Here is a 15,946-nt window from a genome sequence, read left to right on the forward strand (position 1 = left end):
GCGCTCCTAGTGGTCGTGGCTCGCGCCGGACTTTTCGATGTCCGCGCGGATCAGGAAGGCGCCGTCGGCGACATATTCGGTTCCGGGTTCAAGCCCGCCCAGGACCTCGGTCCATTCGAGCGTCTGGCGACCCAGCTCCAGCATCCGCACCTCATAGGTGTCGCCCACCCTGGCGAAGACGACGGTGAAGTCGCGGAACCGCTGCAGGGCCCGGGTGCGCACCGCCAGCGGAACGCGGCGGGAGGCGACCTGGAACGAGCCTTCGACGCCCATGCCCGGCCGGAACGCGGCGGAGCCCTCGGGCAGATGGACGTGGGCCATCAGGGTCTGGCTGGCCAGGTCGGCGGTCGGCAGAACCGCCTCGACCCGCGCCATCAGCCGGGTGTCGCCCGACAGGCTGCGCACCTCGACCGGTTGGCCGACCCGCACCCGCTCGGCGTCGCGCGGATAGACGAAGAACTCGGCGTGCAGCTTGGTGGGATCGGCGATCACGAAGATCGCCCGCTCGCCGGCCACGTCGCCGACATTGAGGTTCTTCTCGACGATGATCCCGCTGATCGGCGCGAAAATCGAATAGGTCTGAAGGCTCTCACTGGACTCCACGCGCGCCAGCAGCTGCCCCTTGCGGACCTGACTTCCAAGCTCGCCGCGCAAGGCCATCACCCGGCCCGGATACCAGGCGCGAACCTCGCCCTTGCCCTCGGGCGTGATCTCGACGCGACCGGCCATGTCGACCAGCTCGGCGATATCTGCGCCGCCGGCCATCTCGGTTTTCACGCCGCCCGCCTTGGCGGCATCAGCGCTGATCGTCGTGCGGCCTTCATAGGACGGATAGGTCCACTGATGGCTGTCGCCGCCCTGGCTGGCCCGGATCTTGACGTCGAAAGAGTGCGGCTCCGTCACCACACCGGCGCCGCGCAGATAGTCCTCCTGCGGCGCGAAACTGAACCGGTCGACCTTGCCGCCCAGGCGGGTCAGCTCGACCGACAGCTGGACCTGCCGTGGATCGACGGGCTTGTCCTTGCGATAGGCATAGACGTGGAATTCCGGGTCGACGCCGTCTTCGAAGATGGTGATCTCGATGGCCAGATCGCCGTGGCGCAACATACGACCGCGATGGGGACCGCGCTCATAATCGCCGGCCTTGGCGGCGTGGCCTTCGGTCTCGGCGGCGGGCTTGGCGCCGTCGCCGCAGGCCGCCAGCACAAGGGAGGAAGCCATCAGCAGGGCAAGGCGCACGCTGGCGCGCCGGGTGTAGGGACGGTTCATCGGACAGTCTCCGAGGCGGGAATGAGGGCGGCGTGGCGGCCGGTCAGGCGGGCCAGCAGGGCGCGGTCGGTGTGGAAGGCCTTCAGGGCGTCAAGCCGTCGGCTCCGGGCGTCGATCAGCACCTTCTGGGCCTCGATGACGTCGAGATAGCTGAAGCCGCCGCGATTGAAGCCCTCGCGAACCAGGGCGACGGTCCGTTCGGCGGCGGGCAGCACCTCGGCCTCGATGCGACGGGCTTCGCTGGCCCGCGCGGCCAGCCCGGCCTGCAGCCTGGCGATGCGCCGCTCGCGCAGAACCTTGCCGCTGACGAGGTCGACATCGGCCGCCGTGCGTTCAGCCTGCGCACGCTCAATGGCGCCGCGATTGGTGTCATGGCGGGCCAGCGGGATCGACCCGCCGACCAGCACCGCCATGTCGCGCCCCTCGTTCAGATAGCGCAGGCCGGCGCGCCAGGTCGGATCCTGGACAGCCTTGGTCTCCTCCAGGCGAACCCGCGCCGTCGCGGCCTGTCGCTCGGCGTCGAGCACCGCCAGGTCCGTGGCCGACGCCTCGCCCGCGACCTGATCGGCGACGGAGGTGTCGTCCAGCACCGCTGGATCGAGGTCGAAATCGCCGTCGCCGTCCCAATGGCTGGCCAGGCTTCGACGCGCGGTGTCGGCGGCCATCTGGGCCTGCGACAGGGCGATCCTGGCCTCGGCGACCTGGGTGTCAGCGCGGGCCCCGGCGAACAGCGGGTCGCGGGCGACCTTCACGCGCCGGTCCACCTCGCCCTGGGCGCGCTGGGCGATGTCCAGCCGCGTGCGCGCCAGACTAACCTGCGCCTCGGCGACCAGGGCCTCGACCCAGGCCAGCTCTACCGTCTGGAACAGGTCCAGCACCTGGACCTGATAGCGAAGGCGAACCAAATCGATCTCGGTGCGGGCCAGGGCGGTGCGGGCCTGGCGCTTGCCGCCGCGATCCACGCTCTGCTGGTAATAGACCGTCGCCTGGGCGCGATCGATCATCGAATAGGGACCGGTTCCCGTCAGGTCTTCCAGCTCGACGCCGACGACGGGGTTCTGGCGAACGCCGGCCTGCCGGGCGCCCGCATCGGCGGCCTTGAGGCGCGCCTCGACGGCGGGACGGGTGGGATCGGACTGGGCGGCGCGGGCCAGGGCCTGGGGCAATCCCAGGGTTTCAGCCTGGGCGGCAAGGGGCAGCGCAACGGCGAACGCCGACGCGAGCAGCCAGGACCGCGTGGCGCGGCCATGGTCGAAATGGGGCATGGGAATCTCTCGAACGAAAGCGGGCGCGGCCGAGGGCCGCGTCGATCAGGCGATGTGTTCGAGGCGGGCTTTTGGCGGACGTTTCTGCGGAGCGGGCTCGGCGCTGTCGAGCGAGGTGTCCTGGCCCGACCAGGATTCGAGCGTCGAGCCCCAGGGACTGGCGACCGTCATGGCGACCGCCAGGCCCAGAAGCGAGGCGCCGTCATGGTGGTGGTGCGCGCCCTGCGAGGGTGAGGGGTCGCGATCATCGGTTTCGACCTCGGCGCCGGCCGCAGCATCATGATCGTGATCGTGATCGTGATCGTGATCGTGATCGGCAAGGTCGGCGGCGAGCGGTCCAGCGAAGGCGTTGGCTGCATGCACCTGACCGCTGGCGTGCAGCGCACGGTCCACCATGGCCACGGGGGTCTGAACCACCAGCATGGCGATCAGCATCACGGCCAGCACCGCCACACCTTTGCCGAGCCGGGAGGACAGGAGCTGAATCAAGAATCTCTCGGGATGGGCCGCAGATGCGGCGGTATCATCGTCGCAAGCTTCACCAAGATCAATGAGTCACCCTGCCGCGGCGAGGCGCAAAGCGTCAGTCTGGCCAGACAGCGCAAGCCAATTTGCGATTGCGTGGAACCTCTGCCGTCGCTGGCCGTTAGAGGCTTGCGTGAAGGGGTGCGCGGCCGGGGAGCTATCGGGTGGCTTTAGAGTATTTCTGGTCTCAGCCTGTCGCTGAGGCAGGCCGTTCGTCGTGCGGCGCCCCCTCATCCTTGTGGTTCCCGGACCTGTGCGCCCCAGCGCAACGCCACCGTGACGCGCACGCGCCGTTCGGTCGCTGAGACCTGAAAGCCCCGCCTCTCGTCGTCTTCGCCCCTGCCGGGGCGATTGAACAACCCTGACCTTGAGATTTCCATGTCGCTGAAACAACAGCCCGGCGCGCCCTCCTCCCGCTCAAGGGTGGAAGCCTGGACGACGCTGGGACTGGCGCTTGTGCTCGTCTTCTTTCTCGTCAGCGGGGTCATCGCCTATCGCAACATCGAGGTTCTGCGGAGCAGCAGCGCGGAGATCCGCCACACGCACTCGGTGTTGGTCGCGCTCGATGAGCTTCTCTCGACAACCCAGGACGCCGAAACGGGTCAACGCGGCTATCTGTTGACCGGCAACAATCAGTATCTCGAGCCCTATCGGAGCGCGGTATCCAACGTCGCCTCGCGCCTCGACACCGCGGCAGTGCTCACTCGGGACAACCCCATCCAGACGAGCAATCTGCGGTCTCTTCGTCGCCGCATAGACGCCAAGCTGGCCGAGCTTGAGGAAACCATCTCGATCCGCCGCGAGAAGGGCCTCGGAGCCGCGCTCTCGGTGGCCATGAACAGCCGCGGCAGGGTCGCGACGGACGCCATCCGCAATCAGATGGAGGTGATGCGGCGGGAAGAGAACCGATTGCGCGAGAGCCGCGTGGCCGAGATGGAGGCGGCCTACACGACGGCGCAGATCAGCGGGGTGCTGTCGGGCCTGCTGGGGGCTGCCCTCACAGCCGCCGTCGCCGTCCTGACCCGTCGAAGCCTGCGCGACCGCGCGCGCCAGCAATGGCTGCAATCGGGTCAGGTCGGCCTTTCGGACGCGATGATGGGCGAGCAGTCCGTCGAGGCCCTGGGCGACAGCATCCTCAGCTTCCTGTCGCAGTATCTGGGCGCCCAGGCCGGCGCGTTGTTCAAGGGCGAAGCGGGCCATTTCTATCGCGCCGCGACCCTCGGGATTCCGGCCGACGCCGATGTGCCGCTCCGCTTCAACGTCAGGGAGGGTCTGCTTGGCAAGGTCGCGGCCGACGGGCGAGCGATGATCGTCCGCGACGTTCCCGACGGGTACCTGACCATCGGCTCGGCGCTGGGCCGCGACAATCCCAGACATCTGGTCCTGGTGCCCGCCCATGCCGATGGAATCGTCAACGCCGTTATCGAGCTGGGCTTCCTGCATCCCGTCCACGACCTGGCGATCGAACTTCTGGATCAGGCCTCGGTGTCCATAGGCATCGCCCTGCGATCAGCGCGCTATCGCGCCGAACTGCAGGCCGTCCTCGAGGAAACCCAGCGCCAGGCTGAAGAGCTGCAGGCCCAGAGCGAGGAGCTGCGGGTCTCCAACGAGGAGCTCGAGGAACAGGGGCGCGCGCTCAAGGGGTCGCAAACCCGGCTTGAGCAGCAACAGGCCGAGCTGGAACAGACCAATAGCCAGCTGGAAGAGCAGGCCCATACACTGGAGGCCCAGCGCGACGACCTGGAAAGAACCAGCGCGGCTGTCGCCTTGAAGGCCCGCGAACTGGCGCAGGCCAGCCAGTACAAGTCCGACTTCCTGGCCAACATGTCGCACGAACTGCGCACGCCGCTGAACTCCCTCCTGATCCTCTCCAAGCTGCTCAGCGACAATCGCGACGGCAACCTTTCCAGCCAGCAGGTGAAGTTCGCCCAGACCATTGGCTCGTCGGGCAATGACCTGCTGGTGCTGATCAACGACATCCTGGATCTGTCGAAGATCGAGGCGGGCCATATCGAGGTGAGGCCGGAAAACGTCGCGATATCCAGACTGGTTGAGGATCTGCGCCAGCTGTTTGAGCCGGTTGCCGGCGAGCGCAAGCTGGAGTTCCAGATCCAGATTCCCGACGATTGTCCCTCGATCATCGAGACCGATCGCCAGCGCCTGGAGCAGATCCTCAAGAACCTGCTCTCGAACGCCTTCAAGTTCACACAGGCCGGCCAGGTCAGGCTGGCCATAGCGCCGTCCGGCTCAGACAGCATCGCCTTCGCGGTAAGCGACACCGGTATCGGCGTTTCACCCGAGCAGCAGCAGAGCATTTTCGAGGCTTTCCGCCAGGCTGACGGCACCATCAGCCGCAAGTACGGTGGAACGGGTCTGGGTCTGTCGATCTCGCGGGAACTCGCACGCCTCCTGGGCGGCGCGATCACCCTCGAAAGCCAGGCCGGTCAGGGCAGCACCTTCACCATCACCATACCCCGCGCCTACGACCCTGCGGGGGTGGGACCGCGCGAACAGCCGATCAGCGCCGAAGGGGCTTCCCCGCCTGCGCCTCAGCGCGCCAAGCGTTCAAAGCCGCTGGCCCACACCGTCGATGACGATCGCGACCAACTGGTCGGCGCCCGCCGCCTGCTGCTGGTGGTCGAGGACGACGACAAGTTCGCCAGCATTGTGCGCGACCTCTCACGCGAACTGGGGTTCCAGTGCCTGGTGGCTGAAACCGCCGAGGAGGCCTTGAAGCTGGCCAGGCGCTTCAAGCCCAGCGCCGTCGTGCTCGACGTGGGCCTGCCCGATGAATCCGGCCTGCTGGTCCTGGATCGCCTCAAGCGCGATGACGCGACCCGCCACATCCCGATCCACGTCATCTCCGCCGGCGACCATAGCCAGACGGCCCTGTCACTCGGCGCGATCGGACACCTCGTGAAGCCCGTGGACCGCGAGGCGCTGGCCCAGATGCTTGAGATGCTGCAGTCGAAGCTGACCAGTACGATCAGGCGCGTGCTGATCGTCGAGGACGACCCGGTCCAGCTCGACGCCGTCAGCAGGCTGCTGTCATCGGGCGAGGTCGAAACCGTCGGCGTCGGCACGGCCGCCGAATGCCTGGAGCAGCTCAGCCAGCAGACCTTCGACTGCATGGTGCTGGATCTGTCCCTGCCAGACGCCTCGGGGTTCTCGCTTCTGGAAACCCTCAGCCAGGACGGCAACCACGCTTTCCCGCCGGTGATTGTCTACACTGGCCATGATCTGTCGGCGGACGACGAGCAGCGGCTGCGCCGCTATTCCAGCTCGATCATCATCAAGGGCGCAAAGTCGCCCGAGCGCCTGCTCGACGAGGTTTCGCTCTTCCTGCACCAGGTGGTCTCGAACCTGCCACCCGAGCAGCAGAAGATGATCCAGAAGGCGCGTAACCGCGACGCCGTCCTGGAGGGACGCCGCGTCCTCATCGTCGAGGACGACATTCGCAACGTCTACGCACTGACCAATGTGCTCGAGCCCCGCGGCGGGATCGTCGAAATCGCCCGCAACGGCCAGGAGGCGATCGAGATCCTGGATCGGTCGGGCGCAGATGCCGCCCACGCCATCGATCTGGTGCTGATGGACGTGATGATGCCGGTCATGGATGGACTGACAGCGACCCGGCAGATCCGCAGCGATCCCCGCTGGAGCAAGCTGCCGATCCTGATGCTGACCGCCAAGGCCATGCCCGATGATCAGGAGCGCTGTATCGCCGCCGGCGCCAACGACTACATGGCCAAGCCGATCGACGTGGACAAGCTTCTGTCCCTCGTCAGAGTCTGGATGCCGCGATGAGCGTGATCCGTGCCTGACGCCATTCTCGACCTGGAGATCCAGCTGCTGCTGGAAGCGCTCTACCAGCGCTACCACTATGACTTTCGCCACTATGCCCGCGCGTCGATCAAGCGGCGGCTGATCCAGGCGCGCGACCAGATGGGCTTTGGCAGCATCTCGGCGCTGCAGGATCGCGTCCTGCACGATCCTGCGATCCTGCCTCGCCTGCTGGGCTTTCTGACGGTGCAGGTCAGCGAAATGTTCCGCGACCCGTCCTACTTCCGGGCGCTGCGGGAGAAGGTGCTGCCCCACCTGCGCACCTATCCGTCCCTGAAGGTGTGGATCGCCGGCTGCAGCGCCGGCGAGGAGCTCTATTCGCTGGCCATCCTCTTTCGCGAAGAGGGTCTGTATGACCGCACCCTGTTCTACGCCACCGACATCAATCCCGACGCGCTGACCGCCGCCGAAGCCGGCGTTTACGCCCTGGACCGGATTCGGAAGTTCACCGAAAATCACCAGAAGTCGGGCGGCAAGTCCTCGCTTTCGGACTATTACACCGCCGCCTACGGGCGGGCCGTCTTCGACAAGGCGCTGCGCGAGCGTGTGGTGTTTTCCGACCACAGCCTCGTGACCGACGCCGTCTTTGGCGAGATGCACCTGATTTCGTGCCGCAACGTGATGATCTATTTCGACCGGTCGCTGCAGGATCGGGCCATCGGCCTGTTCCGCGACTCGCTGGCGCGCAAGGCTTTCCTGGGTCTGGGCTCCAAGGAGAGCCTGCGGTTTTCCGCCCACGCCGCCTTCACCGACTTTGCGCCCGAGGAAAAGATCTATCAGAGGCGCGAGCCATGACCGGCGTGTCGCGCAAGGCGGTGGTGATCGGCGCGTCGGCCGGGGCCGTCCAGGCGCTACAGACCATCCTGCCCGCGCTGGCCGCTGACTATGGCCTTCCCGTGCTGGTCGTCGTGCACGTGCCCCCGGACCGCGCCAACATACTGGCGCCGCTTCTTCAGGCGAGTTGCGAGATCGCGGTCAAGGAGGCCGAAGACAAGGAGGTCCTCGCCCCCGGCGCAGTCTATCTCGCGCCATCCAACTATCACCTGCTGGTCGAGACCGATGAAAGCCTGGCCCTGTCGAAAGACGAGCCCGTGAACCATTCGCGGCCGTCCATAGACGTCCTGTTCCAGAGCGCCGCCGACACCTACGGGCCCGGACTCGTGGGCGTGGTGCTGACGGGCGCCAATCATGACGGGGCCGCAGGGCTCAGGGCAATTGTGGACGCCGGCGGGCTGGCCGTCGTGGAAGACCCCGCCAGCGCCTACGCGGCCGCCATGCCCCTGGCGGCGCTGGAAGCCTGCCCCTCCGCGAGGATCATGACCCTGGATGCGATCGCAGCCTATCTGTCGACTTTGGGAGCCACCCGATGAGCGCGGAAAAGCCGATCAACGTCCTGCTTGTCGACGATCTCGAAGAGAACCTGCTCGCGCTGGAGGCCCTGCTTGAGCGTGAAGGCCTGACCTGTCTCAAGGCCTGCTCGGGCGAACAGGCGCTGGAGCTGCTCCTGACGCATGAGGTGGCGCTGGCGCTGCTTGACGTCCAGATGCCGGGCATGGACGGCTTTGAACTAGCCGAGTTCATGCGCGGCAACGAACGCGCGCGACACATCCCGATCATCTTCGTGACCGCCGGCGCCGCCGACAAGCAACGCCGGTTTCGCGGCTACGAGGCCGGCGCCGTCGACTTCATCCAGAAGCCGATCGAGGCGGATATCCTGCGCAGCAAGGCCGCCGTGTTCTTCGATCTGTACCGGCAGCGCCAGGAGATCGAACGGCAACGCGACGAACTGGAGACCGCCGCCCAGGCCCTGCGGCGGGCCGATCGCCACAAGGACAGTTTCCTGGCCGTGCTGGCCCATGAGCTGCGCAATCCCGTGGCCGCCCTGAGCGGCGGTCTTCACCTGCTGGCCAAGGACATTTCGCCGGAACGCTCGCAGGACATCCGCCTGCGCATGGACCGGATGCTGACCCACCTCTCGCACCTGGTGGACGACCTACTCGACGTTTCGCGGGTCAGCCAGGGCAAGATTTCACTGAAAAAGGAACGGATCGCGCTCAGCGAGGTCCTCCAGTCGGCGATCGAGGCGAGCCAGCACAATCTCGACGCCGGCTGCCATCGGTTCGTGACCGAGATCCCCGAGGACCCCATCTGGCTGGACGTCGATCACACGCGGATGGCCCAGGTGGTGTCCAACCTGCTCAACAACGCCGCAAAATACACGCCCTCGGGCGGAACGGTGTCTCTGTCCGCAGCCGTCAGCGACGGCATGGCGCGGATCAAGGTCACGGACACCGGCGTGGGCATCGCGCCCGAGATGCAGCCGCGCATCTTCGAGATCTTCGCCCAGGTCGAGGACCATCTGGCCAAGGCGCAGGGCGGCCTGGGAATCGGGCTGGCGCTGGTCAAGCAACTGGTCGCGCTGCACGAGGGATCCATCGAGGTGGAAAGCGCCGGCCAGAATCTGGGCAGCACCTTCACCGTCCGGATTTCCGTCGCCGCCGAGGCCCTGGAGGCCGGCTAGGGCGCCCGCACGATCCTATTCGACGGCCAGGATGACGTCCGAGGGCTCGACCGTGAAGACGACTGCGTCACCGGGCCTCAGCCCCAGGGCGTCGGCGTCGGTGCGCGGCAGGGTCGCGACCAGGGTCTTGCCGGCCGAAAGGCTCAGGCTGATCTCGCTGGCCGTTTCCCCATCCTCGCGATCGATGACCGCGCCGGCCAGGCGATTGGCGCCGCCCAGCGCGTCGCGACCGCGCACGAGCCTGACAAAGCTGGACTTGATCAGGGCGATGGCCGGCTTGCCGACCGTCAGACCCAGCTCCTCGGCGCTGCGCCGGGTGATGACCGAGACGATCTCGACCCCGTCGCCCAGCGACAGCACGACCTCGACGGTCACCGCCCCGGCCCCGATGCGCGTCACGTTCCCGCGCAAGGCGTTGCGGGCGCTGGTGCGCAGCCCCAGGCTCCAGAAGAGCTCGCCCAGACCCTGCTCGGGCGCGGAGGCCAGGCCGGCCTCCAGCCGCGCCAGGGCCGCGCCGATCTCGCGCTCCACCTCGCGGAAGGCCTTGATCACCGCATGGCCGCGCGGCGTGATGGTCGCCGCGCCGCCCGACCGGCCGCCGGCGATGGCGGCGATCAGCGGGGCCTCGAACAGGTTGTTGAGCGCCTGGATCGCGTCCCAGGCGCCCTTGTAGCTCAGGCCCAGCCGCTGGGCGGCGGCGGTGATCGAACCCGCCTCGCCGACCGCCTCCAGCAGGGCGACGCGCTCCAGCCCCACCCGGGCCAGGGCGCCCCGGCGCAGGACGAGCGAGGCGCTGAGTTCGCCATCAATGGCCATGGTCGCTCCTGATCAGGCCTGAACGGAAAACGGGACAGCGTTATGCAGTCTTGCTACATAACGCTGTCGGGTGGCCAACACCAAGCCCGCCGAGGTCCCTCATGCTCGCTCGCCGCCCCCTGATGATCGTCCTCGCCGCCGGTCTGGCGCTGCTGGCCGGCGGCTCGGCCATGGCCGACGAGACCCGGGTGGCCGTCGCCGCCAACTTCACCGAACCCGCCAAGGCGATCGCGGCGAAGTTCGAGGCCAAGACCGGCCACAGGGCGATCCTGAGCTTTGGCGCCTCGGGCCAGTTCTACACCCAGATCGCCAACGGCGCGCCGTTCGAGGTCTTCCTGTCGGCCGACGCCGAACGGCCGACCCGGGCCGAAGCTGAGGGCCTGGCCGTGGCCGGCACGCGCTTCACCTATGCCACAGGCCGTCTGGTCCTCTGGAGCACGACGCCGGGCCTGGTCGACGGCCGGGGCGCGGTTCTGGCCAGGGGAAAGTTCGAAAAGCTGGCCATCGCCGACCCCAAGTCCGCGCCCTACGGACTGGCCGCCGTCGAGACCCTGACCAGGCTGAAGCTCTATGACGGTCTGAAGCCGAAGGTCGTCACGGGATCCTCGATCACCCAGACCTACCAGTACGTACAGACCGGCGCAGCGGAGCTGGGCTTTGTGGCCCTGTCACAGGTGGTCAACCAGCCCGGTGGCTCGCGCTGGATCGTGCCGCCCGCCAACCACACGCCCATCGACCAGCAGGCGGTGCTGCTGAAGACCGGCGCCGGCAATCCCGCTGCCAAGGCCTTCCTTCAGTTCCTGAAGGGCGCCGAGGCCAAGGCCATCATCCGCCGCTACGGCTACGAGGTTCGCTGACCATGCTTTCGGTGCTGTGGCTGACGGTCAAACTGGCGGGGATCACCACGATCCTCCTGCTGATCCTCGCCACGCCCCTGGCCTGGTGGCTGGCGCGCGGGCGCTCGAACTTGCGGCCCGTGGTCGGCGCCGTGGTCGCCCTGCCGATCGTGTTGCCGCCCACCGTGCTGGGCTTCTACCTGCTGATCGCGCTTGGGCCGCACAGTGTGCTGATGGCCCCGCTGCAGGCCCTCGGCATCCGCACCCTGGCCTTCACCTTCGAGGGGCTGGTGATCGGCTCGCTGATCTATTCCCTGCCCTTCGCCGTCCAGCCCCTGCGCAACGCCTTCATCGCCCTGGGCGAGGAACCGATGGAAGCCGCCGCCACCCTGGGCGCGTCGCGCTGGCAGAGCTTCGCCCGCGTGGCCCTGCCCCTGGCCCTGCCCGGCTACGCCGTCGCCGCGATCCTGTCCTTCGCCCATACGGTGGGCGAGTTTGGCGTGGTGATGATGCTGGGCGGCGGCATTCCCGGTGAAACCCAGGTGCTGTCGGTCGAGATCTTCCAGCTGGTCGAGCAACTGCGCTGGAACGAGGCGCACCAGCTGGCGGCGCTGCTGCTGGCGTTCGGTTTCCTGGTGACCCTAACGCTGCTGCTGATGGAGCAGCGGGCGACACGGGCGGCCGCCTAGTCCCCCTGTGACGCCAGCGACTGCGCCAGCCCTCGCGCCGCAAGGGCGACCTCGCGCCAGGTCACTTCGAACCCCGAGTCGGCGCCGTAGTAGGGATCGGCCACCGCGCGTCCCTCGAGCCCCTCGGCATAGTCCAGCAGCAGGCCCAGTTCCGCCTCCCCGTCGACCGGGCGAAGGCTGCGCAGCTTCTTCAGGTTGTCATGGTCCAGGGCCAGGATGTTGGTGAAGCGCCGGAAGTCGTCGGCCTCGACCTTGCGGGCGGTCTGGCGGCTGATGTCGACGCCATGGAGCAGCGCGACGGCGATGGCGCGCCGGTCCGGAGCCGCCCCCACATGCCAGCCGCCCGTGCCGGCCGAAGCCGCCAGAACATCCAGCCCGATCGCCCGCGCTTCAGCGCGAAAGGCGCCCTCGGCGAGGGGCGATCGACAGATGTTGCCCAGGCAGACAAACAATACCGCAGGCCGCATCAGGCCTTGCCCCAGCCGCCGCCGCCCGGCGTCTCGATGACGATGACGTCGCCCGCCGCGACCTCGACCAGATCGGTGGCCGCCAGGGTCTGAACCGTTCCGTCCGCCCGCTCGACCCGCGCCGCGCCCAAGGCGCCTGCGCCTCCCCCCGCCAGCCCAAACGGCGGCACGCGACGGCGGTTGGACAGCAGGGTGGCGGTCATGGCTTCGCGGAAAGCGATCTTTCGCACCACCCCGTCGCCGCCGTGATGTGCGCCCGCGCCGCCCGAACCGCGCCGGATCGAAAAGGCCTCGACCAGCACGGGATAGCGGGTCTCCAGCACCTCGGGATCGGTCAGGCGGCTGTTGGTCATGTGGGTCTGGACGGCGTCGGTTCCGTCAAAGGTCGGTCCCGCGCCCGAGCCGCCGCAGATGGTCTCGTAATACTGGCGGCGCTCGTCGCCGAAGGTGAAATTGTTCATGGTCCCCTGCGCGCCGGCCATGACGCCCAGCGCGCCGTACAGCGCGTCGACCACGACCTGACTGGTCTCGACATTGCCCGCCACCACCGCCGCCGGATAGCGCGGCCGCAGCATCGAGCCCTCGGGAATGACCAGTTGCACCGGTCGCAGGCAGCCGTCGTTCATCGGAATCTCGTCATCGACCAGCGTACGGAACACATACAGCGCCGCCGCCCGGCAGATCGAGGCTGGCGCGTTGAAATTGGTCGGCACCTGGTCGCTGGTGCCCGCGAAGTCGACCCGGGCTGTGCGCGCCTGGCGATCCACGGTGATCGCCACCTTCACCACCGAGCCGTCATCCAGCTCATAGGCGAAGGCGCCGTCGTTCAAGGTGGCCAATACCCGGCGGACGGCTTCCTCGGCATTGTCCTGCACATGGGCCATATAGGCCTCGACCGTCGCCTGGCCGAACTCGGCGACGAGGCCGGTCAGGCTTTCAGCCCCGCGCGCGCAGGCGGCGATCTGGGCCTTGAGGTCGCCGATGTTCTGGTCGGGATTGCGGGCCGGCCACTTGCCCGAAGCCAGCAGGGCGCGGGTCTGCGCTTCCAGGAACCGCCCGTCCTCGACCAGCAGGAAGTTCTCGATCAGAACCCCCTCCTCCTCGACCGTACGGCTATTGGGCGGCATCGAGCCCGGCGTGATCCCGCCGATGTCGCCCTGGTGCCCGCGCGCGGCGACGTAGAACAGCAGGGCTCCGGTCGCATCGAACACCGGCATGACGACCGTGACGTCCGGCAGGTGGGTGCCGCCCTTGTAGGGGGCGTTGAGCATATAGACGTCGCCGGGCTGCATGCCGCGCCCATCGCTCTGCCGCGCCTCGCGGATGGCCCGCACGCTGTCGCCCATCGAGCCCAGATGCACCGGCATGTGCGGGGCGTTGGCGATCAGGTTGCCGTCGCGATCGAACAGGGCGCAGGAGAAGTCCAGCCGCTCCTTGATGTTGACGGAATAGGCCGTGTTCTGCAGGGCGAACCCCATCTCCTCGGCCACGGCCATGAACAGGTTGTTGAACACCTCCAGCATGACCGGATCGGCCTTGGTCCCGATAGCGCGGCGGGACGGCAGGGCCTCGATGCGGTCGAGGATCAGGTTCAGGTGCGGATCGACCGTGGCGCGCCAGCCGGGTTCGACGACGGTCGTGCCGGTGGCCTCGCGGATGATGGCCGGACCCTTGACCTCGGCCCCCACAGCCAGGGCCTCGCGGTCGAACACTGGGGTCGGCCTCGCCCGGCCCGCCATTCGGACCTCGACCCTCGTCAAGGGCTCAGAAACGCCAGAGGCGCCGGAGGCCAAATCCGGCGCCGCTCCGGCGTCCGAATGGCCGATGGCTTCCACCGACAGGGTCTCGACCACCAGCGGCGTGGTCGGCGAGGTGAAGCCGAACCGACGCTGGTGCATCTCTTCGAAAGCCACGCGGACATCGGCCTCGTCGGCAAGCGGTACGACCAGCGGGGTGTCGGTCCCGGCATATTTCACGCGCAGGGTGGCCAATGTCTCGACCGAGGCCACCGGCACGGCTTGGGCGCGCAGTGCAGCCTCGGCCTCGACCGACAGCACCCTGGCCTGTTGGGCCAGATCGCCGGCCGCCTCGGCCAGCGGTCGCTCGACCGTCGCCTCGCGGATCAGACGCAGGTCGGCCAGGCCCATGCCATAGGCGCTCAGCACCCCGGCGAACGGATGGATCATCACCTTCGTCATGCCCAAGGCGTCGGCCACAAGGCAGGCGTGCTGGCCGCCCGCGCCGCCGAAACAGGCCAGCACATAGCGGGTGACGTCATAGCCACGCTGGATCGAGATCTGCCGCACGGCCTTGGCCATGTTCTCGACGGCGATGGTCAGAAAACCCTCGGCGATGGCCTCAACGCCCATCGCCTCGCCGGTGGCGGCCAGGATCTCGGCGGCCAGGCTGGCGAAGCCGGCGGCCACCGCCTGTGCGTCCAGCGGCTGGTCGGCATTGGGGCCAAAGACGGCGGGGAAGAACTCCGGCCGCAGCTTGCCCAGCATGACGTTGCAGTCGGTGACCGTCAGCGGCCCGCCCCGGCGATAGGCGGCCGGGCCAGGCACGGCCCCAGCTGAGGCCGGCCCCACCCTCAGGCGCGCGCCGTCGAAGCTGCAGATCGAGCCGCCGCCGGCGGCCACCGTGTGGATGTTCATCATCGGCGCGCGCATCCGCACCCCGGCCACCACGGTCTCGAAGGCCCGCTCATACTCGCCGGCATAGTGACAGACGTCGGTGGAGGTGCCGCCCATGTCGAAACCGATGACACGGTCAAAACCGGCCTGCGCCGCCGTCCGCGCCATGCCGACCACCCCGCCGGCCGGACCCGACAGGATGGCGTCCTTGCCCCTGAAGGCCCGCGCGTCGGTCAGGCCGCCATTGGACTGCATGAACAGCAGCCGGGTATCGGCGCCCAGCTCGCTTGCCACCCGGTCGACATAGCGGCGCAGGATCGGCGACAGAAAGGCGTCGACCACCGTGGTGTCGCCGCGTCCGACCAGCTTCATCAGCGGGCTGACCTCATGGCTGACCGACACCTGGGTGAAGCCGATCTCGCGCGCCATGGCCGCGACCCGGGCCTCGTGGTCGGTGAAGCGGAAGCCGTGCAGCAGCACGATGGCGACCGCCCGGAAACCGGCGTCGAAGGCGGTCTTGAGCCCTTGCCGGGCGGCGGACTCGTCCAGCGGCCGCAGGACCTGCCCCTCGACGCTGATCCGCTCGTCGATCTCGACCACGCGGTCATAGAGCGCCTCGGGCTTGATGATGTGGCGCTCGAACAGCTTCGGGCGCGCCTGATAGCCGATCCGCAGCGCGTCGGCGTGGCCGGCGGTGATCGCCAGCACCGTCGGCTCGCCCTTGCGTTCCAGCAGGGCGTTGGTGGCGACCGTGGTGCCCATCTTCACCGCGTCGATGGTAGCGCCGGCCGGCAACAGGGCCCGCACACCCGCGACAGCGGCGTCGGCATATTGCTCGGGATTTTCGGAGAGCAGCTTGTGGGTGACCAGTGATCCGTCCGGCCGCCGCGCGACGATGTCGGTGAAGGTGCCGCCGCGATCGATCCAGAACTCCCAGCCGCGCAGGTTCTGATCGTCAGTCATGAGGGGGCGGGGCTCCTTGCGTGCTCCCGTCATAGCGCCTCCATTCGCATTGTCATCCCGGCCGTGGCGGAGCCAAGAGCCGGGACCGCGACAAGCTCCGAGCTTCCGGCGGTCCCGGC

General features: G+C 68.0%; 12 protein-coding genes. 6 read left to right on the forward strand and 6 right to left on the reverse strand.

Going from position 1 to position 15,946, the window contains the following annotated elements:
• Window positions 1-6 precede the first annotated feature (6 nt).
• From ACN2C8_RS11390 to ACN2C8_RS11400, 3 genes are read right to left on the reverse strand one after another with little or no spacing between them, the layout of a single operon-like run.
• On the reverse strand, window positions 7-1,269 hold the full coding sequence (locus ACN2C8_RS11390; protein WP_419251857.1) for an efflux RND transporter periplasmic adaptor subunit: 1,263 nt from the start codon (window positions 1,267-1,269) through the stop codon (window positions 7-9).
• Window positions 1,266-2,534 carry a TolC family protein gene (locus ACN2C8_RS11395; protein ID WP_419251858.1) on the reverse strand — a complete coding sequence of 423 codons (1,269 nt, stop codon included), beginning with the start codon at window positions 2,532-2,534 and terminating at the stop codon, window positions 1,266-1,268. Before ACN2C8_RS11395 ends, ACN2C8_RS11390 begins: the two co-directional genes overlap by 4 nt.
• A 45-nt stretch (window positions 2,535-2,579) precedes the next feature.
• Window positions 2,580-3,023 (reverse strand): hypothetical protein, encoded by a 444-nt coding sequence (locus tag ACN2C8_RS11400; protein WP_419251859.1) that lies wholly within the window; start codon window positions 3,021-3,023, stop codon window positions 2,580-2,582.
• A gap of 414 nt (window positions 3,024-3,437) precedes the next feature.
• Between ACN2C8_RS11400 and ACN2C8_RS11405 the strand changes: the two genes are divergently transcribed.
• The 4 genes from ACN2C8_RS11405 to ACN2C8_RS11420 are packed head-to-tail and all read left to right on the forward strand — an operon-like array spanning window position 3,438 to window position 9,423.
• Entirely contained in the window at window positions 3,438-6,866 is a 3,429-nt protein-coding gene (locus ACN2C8_RS11405; protein ID WP_419251860.1) for a response regulator, read from the forward strand.
• A gap of 9 nt (window positions 6,867-6,875) precedes the next feature.
• Window positions 6,876-7,697 carry a CheR family methyltransferase gene (locus ACN2C8_RS11410; protein ID WP_419251861.1) on the forward strand — a complete coding sequence of 274 codons (822 nt, stop codon included), beginning with the start codon at window positions 6,876-6,878 and terminating at the stop codon, window positions 7,695-7,697.
• Window positions 7,694-8,272, forward strand: coding sequence for a chemotaxis protein CheB (locus ACN2C8_RS11415; protein ID WP_419251862.1), 579 nt, complete (start codon window positions 7,694-7,696; stop codon window positions 8,270-8,272). The genes ACN2C8_RS11410 and ACN2C8_RS11415 overlap by 4 nt, the downstream gene beginning before the upstream one ends.
• The gene (locus ACN2C8_RS11420; RefSeq protein WP_419251863.1) at window positions 8,269-9,423 is read left to right on the forward strand and encodes a hybrid sensor histidine kinase/response regulator; all 1,155 of its coding nucleotides are present in this window, start codon (window positions 8,269-8,271) and stop codon (window positions 9,421-9,423) included. Before ACN2C8_RS11415 ends, ACN2C8_RS11420 begins: the two co-directional genes overlap by 4 nt.
• 15 nt (window positions 9,424-9,438) lie before the next feature.
• Here the strand turns inward: ACN2C8_RS11420 and ACN2C8_RS11425 are convergent, their stop codons facing one another.
• Complete coding sequence (locus ACN2C8_RS11425) at window positions 9,439-10,239, reverse strand: TOBE domain-containing protein (protein WP_419251864.1); 801 nt, start codon at window positions 10,237-10,239, stop codon at window positions 9,439-9,441.
• Window positions 10,240-10,340: 101 nt separating this feature from the next.
• On the opposite strand from ACN2C8_RS11425, the gene modA reads away from it, so the two are divergent.
• Together modA and modB are read left to right on the forward strand one after the other, a co-directional pair.
• A complete protein-coding gene (modA, locus tag ACN2C8_RS11430; RefSeq protein WP_419251865.1) occupies window positions 10,341-11,096 on the forward strand; it encodes a molybdate ABC transporter substrate-binding protein in 756 nt (251 codons plus the stop codon).
• Between the two features lie 2 nt (window positions 11,097-11,098).
• Complete coding sequence (gene modB / locus ACN2C8_RS11435) at window positions 11,099-11,764, forward strand: molybdate ABC transporter permease subunit (RefSeq protein WP_419251866.1); 666 nt, start codon at window positions 11,099-11,101, stop codon at window positions 11,762-11,764.
• On the opposite strand, the gene ACN2C8_RS11440 is transcribed toward modB, so the two are convergent.
• Window positions 11,761-12,231, reverse strand: coding sequence for a low molecular weight protein-tyrosine-phosphatase (locus ACN2C8_RS11440; RefSeq protein ID WP_419251867.1), 471 nt, complete (start codon window positions 12,229-12,231; stop codon window positions 11,761-11,763). The genes modB and ACN2C8_RS11440 overlap by 4 nt on opposite strands.
• On the reverse strand, window positions 12,231-15,827 hold the full coding sequence (locus ACN2C8_RS11445) for a hydantoinase B/oxoprolinase family protein (protein ID WP_419251868.1): 3,597 nt from the start codon (window positions 15,825-15,827) through the stop codon (window positions 12,231-12,233). The genes ACN2C8_RS11440 and ACN2C8_RS11445 overlap by 1 nt, the downstream gene beginning before the upstream one ends.
• Window positions 15,828-15,946 lie beyond the last annotated feature (119 nt).

Origin of the sequence: Caulobacter sp. ErkDOM-C (genome assembly GCF_048541825.1) — a bacterium.
Classification (GTDB): domain Bacteria; phylum Pseudomonadota; class Alphaproteobacteria; order Caulobacterales; family Caulobacteraceae; genus Caulobacter.

Bases quoted from the DNA above. Each gene is read 5' to 3' on its own strand.
- ACN2C8_RS11390 (WP_419251857.1), bottom strand. From the start codon at position 1,269: ATGAACCGTCCCTACACCCGGCGCGCCAGCGTGCGCCTTGCCCTGCTG.
- ACN2C8_RS11395 (WP_419251858.1), bottom strand. From the start codon at position 2,534: ATGCCCCATTTCGACCATGGCCGCGCCACGCGGTCCTGGCTGCTCGCG.
- ACN2C8_RS11405 (WP_419251860.1), top strand. From the start codon at position 3,438: ATGTCGCTGAAACAACAGCCCGGCGCGCCCTCCTCCCGCTCAAGGGTG.
- ACN2C8_RS11415 (WP_419251862.1), top strand. From the start codon at position 7,694: ATGACCGGCGTGTCGCGCAAGGCGGTGGTGATCGGCGCGTCGGCCGGG.
- ACN2C8_RS11420 (WP_419251863.1), top strand. From the start codon at position 8,269: ATGAGCGCGGAAAAGCCGATCAACGTCCTGCTTGTCGACGATCTCGAA.
- ACN2C8_RS11425 (WP_419251864.1), bottom strand. From the start codon at position 10,239: ATGGCCATTGATGGCGAACTCAGCGCCTCGCTCGTCCTGCGCCGGGGC.
- modA (WP_419251865.1), top strand. From the start codon at position 10,341: ATGCTCGCTCGCCGCCCCCTGATGATCGTCCTCGCCGCCGGTCTGGCG.
- modB (WP_419251866.1), top strand. From the start codon at position 11,099: ATGCTTTCGGTGCTGTGGCTGACGGTCAAACTGGCGGGGATCACCACG.
- ACN2C8_RS11440 (WP_419251867.1), bottom strand. From the start codon at position 12,231: ATGCGGCCTGCGGTATTGTTTGTCTGCCTGGGCAACATCTGTCGATCG.
- ACN2C8_RS11445 (WP_419251868.1), bottom strand. From the start codon at position 15,827: ATGACTGACGATCAGAACCTGCGCGGCTGGGAGTTCTGGATCGATCGC.